The following is a 5,280-nucleotide window of genomic DNA, read 5'->3' as shown; positions in this document are numbered from 1 at the left end:
CCACTCCCCCCTCCCCCTCTCCCCCCTCCCGGCGCCACCTGAGCCGTCCCCCCGCCCCCCGCGCCCGGCTACGTGAGCGCGGCGACGCGGTCGCGGTACGTGCGTACCGCGGCCGCGTCCCGGTAGGGCTCCAGCCGGCGTTCGAAGTCGCGGACGTACTCCACGGCCCGCACCGACCGCATCTCCATCGCCTGCTGGGCCGCCTCGGCGCCCAGCGTGCACGCCTGCTCCAGCTCCCCCAGGCCCAGCCGGGCGGTGGCCAGCACCACCCGGGAGAAGAGCCGGCTGCGGGCGAAGCCGGGCGCCCGCAGCTGGAGCGAGCGCTCCGCGTGCTGGGCGGCCGCCCGGTACTGCTGCAGGTCCCGGTGGCAGTGCCCGAACTCGTCCGCGAGCTGCGCCTCGTCGTAGAACCGCGCCCAGTGCGGCGTGTCGTCCCCGGGCCGGGCGGCCGCCAGGGCCCGTTCCGCCCGCACCAGCGAGGAGGTGCAGGCCCGCACCTCGCCCAGCACTCCGTGGCCCCGGGCCTCCGCCGCGTGCAGCAGCGCCTGCACCACCGGCGGGGCGCCCGATCCGACGCCCTGCTGGGCGACCCGGGCCAGCTGGACGGCCTCCCTGCCGTGCCCCAGGTAGACCGCCTGCCGGCTCATCGTGACCAGGACGTACGCGCCGTACGCCCGGTCCCCGGCGGCCTGGGCGAGCCGCAGCGCCTGGACGAAGTACCGCTGGGCGAGGCCGTGCGCCGCGATGTCGTACGACGTCCAGCCCGCCAGCCGGGTCAGGTCGGCGGCCGCCGCGAACAGCCGCCGCCCGGTCGTCTCGCCGTACGTGCCGCGCAGCATCGGCTCGGCCTCGTGCTCCAGGTACCGCACCAGCGCCTGCCGGGCGTGCCCGCCGCCGTAGGCGTGGTCCAGGGTCCGGAAGAGCTCCGCGACCGAGCGCAGCGCCGAGATGTCCCCGCCGGTGACCCGCTGGCCGGGGCCGCGGTCGATCTGCCGCTGGCGCGGCACGGCCTGGGGCCGGCCCTGGCCGGGCACCCGCGCCTCGGGCGGGGCCTCGCCGCGGCCCACGCGCTCGTCGGCCCGCCCGATCAGCCAGTCGCGGCTGGGCACCACCAGGCCAGCGGGTGTGAAGGCGATCTTCCGCAGCTCGGCGTGGCTGCCGGAGTCCTTGCGCCACAGCCCGCTCGCGATGTCGACGGCCTCCTCGGGGGTCGCGGCGAACTCCAGCCCGGCGTAGACGGGGGCGCACGCGTCCAGGCCCAGGTCCTGGGCCGAGAGCCGCCGCCCGAGCCGCCGGGTGAAGACCTCCGCGATCAGCGCGGGCGTGGTGCCGCGCGGCTGCTGCCCGCGCAGCCACCGGGTCACGGACGTCTTGTCGTACCGCAGATCCAGGCCGTGTTCCAGGCCGAGCTGATCGACCCGGCGGGCGAGCCCCGCATTGGAGAAGCCCGCTTCCGCGATCAGCGCCGCGAGCTGCCGGTTGGGGACGCGCTGCGGGGGTCGTTCCGTCATCAGCTCCACGGTCTCCTGACTTGCCGGACCGGAGGCCCGGCCCTGATGAACGGCGCGAATGTAGCGGCCAACTGCCCTCTTGCCGCCCCCTCTGCCCCACATTCATCCGATCGTGCGAAGAACCGGGAGGACTCTTTACGGATCAGCCCTTCTCCCCCGCGTACGCTGCGCGGCATGACCCCGCACGATCCGACCGACCCCCTGCCCGCCCCGGAGATCACGGAGGCGGAGTGCCGCCGGTGCGGAACGCTCATCGCGGGGCTCGACGGCCGCTACGCCTGCGGGGTCTGCGGCTGGGTGAACGACCACTCGGAGGGCCACCGGAGGCTGCCGCGGGCCGACGAGGACCCGGACCGGCCGCGGGGCCGGGGGGTCCGGTCCGGGAAGCCCCCCCGACCCGTACGGAACCGGCCGCCGTACCCTTGCTGAGTGCGTTACATGCACACAGCAGGTTCTACGAGGAGGCGCTGCGGTGTCTGAGCTGCGGTTTGTCCGTCTGGGCTTCGGGCCGGAATCGGTCGAGTACACCGAGGCGTGGGAAGAGCAGCGCCGGGTCCACGCGGCGCGCTTCGCCGACGAGGTCGAGGACACCTGCCTCCTGCTGGAGCACCCGCCGGTCTACACGGCGGGCCGGCGCACCGCCGACAGCGAACGCCCCCTCGACGGCACCCCCGTCGTGGACGTGGACCGCGGCGGCAAGATCACCTGGCACGGCCCCGGCCAGCTGGTGGGCTACCCGATCATGAAGCTGCCCCGGCCGGTCGACGTGGTCGCCCACGTCCGCCGCCTCGAGGAGGCCCTGATCCGCACGGCCGCCGACTTCGGCGTGGAGACCACCCGGATCGAGGGCCGCAGCGGCGTCTGGGTCCTCGGGGACCCGCTCCACGAGCGGCCGTCCCTGGGCGGCCTCTCCCTCGACTTCGACCCCCGGCTGACCGACGAGGAGTTCGACCCGCGGCTGAACGGCCCGGAGTACGCTCCCTCGAACGCCGGCCAGCGCCGCGAGGACCGCAAGCTCGCCGCGATCGGCATCCGCGTCGCCAAGGGCGTCACGATGCACGGCTTCGCACTGAACGTGAACCCGGACAGCACCTGGTTCGACCGGATCATCCCCTGCGGGATCCGGGACGCCGGAGTGACCTCGCTCTCGGCGGAGCTGGGCCGGGAGCTCACGATCGCCGAGGTGCTCCCGTCCATGGAGGGCCACCTGAAGGACGTACTGGAGAACGCCGACCTGCGCCCGCGCCCGGTCGGGGAGCCCGCCGGTGCCTGACCTGCCGGGGAATGCCCACGGGCAGTCCAAGGTTGGCCGGACGTAAGAGCGTACGAATTACGGGCGTACCCTGGTGGGCGCCGCAGAATCGAATGCCGCTGAATCCCGCGTAAAGCAGAAAGGGGCGCCGGTCGTGTCCGCAGTCGCACCCGACGGACGCAAGATGCTGCGCCTGGAGGTCCGCAACAGCCAGACCCCCATCGAGCGCAAGCCCGAGTGGATCAAGACCCGGGCGAAGATGGGCCCCGAGTACACCGCCATGCAGAAGCTCGTGAAGAGCGAGGGTCTGCACACCGTGTGCCAGGAAGCCGGTTGCCCCAACATCTACGAGTGCTGGGAAGACCGCGAGGCCACTTTCCTCATCGGCGGTGACCAGTGCACCCGGCGCTGTGACTTCTGCCAGATCGACACGGGCAAGCCCGAGGCCCTGGACCGGGACGAGCCGCGCCGCGTGGGCGAGTCCGTCGTCACGATGGACCTGAACTACGCCACCATCACCGGCGTCGCCCGCGACGACCTCGCGGACGGCGGTGCCTGGCTGTACGCGGAGACCGTGCGCCAGATCCACCAGCAGACGGCCGGCCGCGAGGGCGGCCACACCAAGGTCGAGCTGCTCGCCCCCGACTTCAACGCGGTCCCGGAGCTGCTGGAGGAGGTCTTCGCCTCCCGCCCCGAGGTCTTCGCGCACAACGTCGAAACCGTGCCGCGGATCTTCAAGCGGATCCGCCCCGGCTTCCGCTACGAGCGCTCGCTCGACGTGATCACCAAGGCCCGCGCGTACGGCCTGGTGACCAAGTCCAACCTGATCCTGGGCATGGGCGAGGAGCGCGAGGAGGTCAGCCAGGCGCTGCGCGACCTCCACGAGGCCGGCTGCGAGCTCATCACCATCACGCAGTACCTGCGCCCCTCGCCGCGCCACCACCCCGTGGAGCGCTGGGTGAAGCCCGCGGAGTTCGTGGAGCTGGCGAAGGAGGCCGAGGAGATCGGCTATTCCGGCGTCATGTCCGGCCCCCTCGTCCGATCGTCCTATCGGGCGGGGCGTCTCTACCAGCAGGCGATGGAGAAGCGCAGCCGAGCTGAAGCGTAGGTTGGCGGTCTGCCCGAGGAACGAGGGCCGACCGCCGGCCGGAGCGGTAGCGAGGCGGAGCTCGACCGCAGACGCGAGAAGCGCGCCGCCGTATAGTCGTGTGAATTCACTCACCAGAGCCTACTGACCGGTAATGCCGCGGAGAAGCGGCCCGCACACTCCTCCCAGGTGGGGGCCGGTGCGGGCCGCTTTCTCGTGCCCGGTCAAGGTTTCATCACTGTTTGACCGACCGGTCACGCACTGGTAACACCAATCAGTGACGCTGGCTTCACGCAGCGCACGCACCCCCCGTTGCGCAGCACCGAGAAGGGACCGCCACATGCAGGCCGCGCCCGTACGCGCCATCGCCATCCCGACCGTCTCCGACGCCCTGCGGGCCGTCGAGTCGGTGCTCATGCGCACCGCCCGCCGCAATGCCTGGACCGCCGTCCTGGAGGACCGGCGCCGGGCGCACGACCGCGTCGAAACCGAGCACGTACTCGAGGCCGCGGCTTCCCGTACGCCGTAGGCCACGTAAACTTCGGTCTATGGCGAGGAAGGCAAACGCAGCTGACGCTGCTGCGAACCCCGGGCGACTCAAGCAGATCGCACTGACGTACAAGATGACCCGACGCGCCGACCCCAAGGTCGGGCTGATCATCGCGGGCGTGGGCATCATCACCCTCGGTGTGTTCCTGGGGATCGGCTTCCTGATCGGACACCCGGTCTACCTGGGCATCCTGGGATTCCTGGTGGCCTTCCTGGCGATGGCGATCATCTTCGGGCGGCGCGCCGAGCGCGCGGCGTTCGGACAGATGGAAGGCCAGCCCGGCGCCGCAGCGGCGGTGCTGGACAACGTGGGCCGGGGCTGGACGACCACCCCTGCCGTCGCGATGAACCGCAGCCAGGACATCGTCCACCGCGCGGTCGGCAAGGCGGGCATCGTGCTCGTCGCGGAGGGCAACCCCAACCGCGTGAAGAGCCTGCTGGCCGCCGAGAAGAAGAAGATGGCGCGCGTCATGCCCGACATCCCGGTGCACGACATCATCGTGGGCACCGGCGAGGGCGAGGTGCCGCTCAAGAAGGTCCGCACGACGCTGCTGAAGTTCCCGCGCGTGCTGGCCGGCCCCCAGGTCACCGCGGTCAACGACCGCCTGCGGGCGATGGGCGACCTGATGAGCAACATGCCGCTGCCGAAGGGCCCCATGCCGAAGGGCATGCGGATGCCCCGCGGCGGAAAGATGCGCTGACCTGCGCACCGCCACGCACCACCGAGCGTAAGAACGCTGACCCGCTTTGCATACGGGAGGGGGGGGGGGGGGGGGGGGGGGGGGGGGGCGTCCCCGCGGCCCCACCTCTTTTGCTTTTTTTTTTTTTTTTTTTTTTTTTTTTTTTTTTTTTTTTCCTCTTCTCCCTTTGCTTTCCTCTGG

The 5,280-nt window shown here is 71.6% G+C and carries 6 protein-coding genes; 5 read left to right on the top strand and 1 reads right to left on the bottom strand.

Features of this window, described 5'->3' with window-relative positions:
- Positions 1-68: 68 nt before the first annotated feature.
- The gene (locus ACZ7H1_RS16760; RefSeq protein ID WP_470787367.1) at positions 69-1,511 is read right to left on the bottom strand and encodes a regulator; all 1,443 of its coding nucleotides are present in this window, start codon (positions 1,509-1,511) and stop codon (positions 69-71) included.
- Positions 1,512-1,685: 174 nt separating this feature from the next.
- Between ACZ7H1_RS16760 and ACZ7H1_RS16755 the strand changes: the two genes are divergently transcribed.
- From ACZ7H1_RS16755 to ACZ7H1_RS16735, 5 genes are all read left to right on the top strand, one after another.
- Complete coding sequence (locus tag ACZ7H1_RS16755; RefSeq protein ID WP_470787366.1) at positions 1,686-1,940, top strand: hypothetical protein; 255 nt, start codon at positions 1,686-1,688, stop codon at positions 1,938-1,940.
- Positions 1,941-1,983: 43 nt separating this feature from the next.
- Positions 1,984-2,784: a lipoyl(octanoyl) transferase LipB gene (gene lipB, locus ACZ7H1_RS16750; protein WP_470787364.1), complete on the top strand. Its 801-nt coding sequence runs from the start codon at positions 1,984-1,986 to the stop codon at positions 2,782-2,784.
- Positions 2,785-2,917: 133 nt separating this feature from the next.
- Positions 2,918-3,871, top strand: coding sequence for a lipoyl synthase (gene lipA, locus ACZ7H1_RS16745; RefSeq protein ID WP_470787362.1), 954 nt, complete (start codon positions 2,918-2,920; stop codon positions 3,869-3,871).
- Between the two features lie 319 nt (positions 3,872-4,190).
- Entirely contained in the window at positions 4,191-4,379 is a 189-nt protein-coding gene (locus ACZ7H1_RS16740; protein ID WP_470787360.1) for an SCO2195 family GlnR-regulated protein, read from the top strand.
- A gap of 19 nt (positions 4,380-4,398) precedes the next feature.
- The gene (locus ACZ7H1_RS16735) at positions 4,399-5,100 is read left to right on the top strand and encodes a DUF4191 domain-containing protein (RefSeq protein ID WP_470787359.1); all 702 of its coding nucleotides are present in this window, start codon (positions 4,399-4,401) and stop codon (positions 5,098-5,100) included.
- The last annotated feature ends 180 nt before the right edge of the window (positions 5,101-5,280 follow it).

Source organism: Streptomyces sp. NPDC037401 (genome assembly GCF_055602345.1).
The sequence above is the reverse complement of the archived record's forward strand: the minus strand, read 5'-3'. Positions and strand labels throughout refer to the sequence as shown.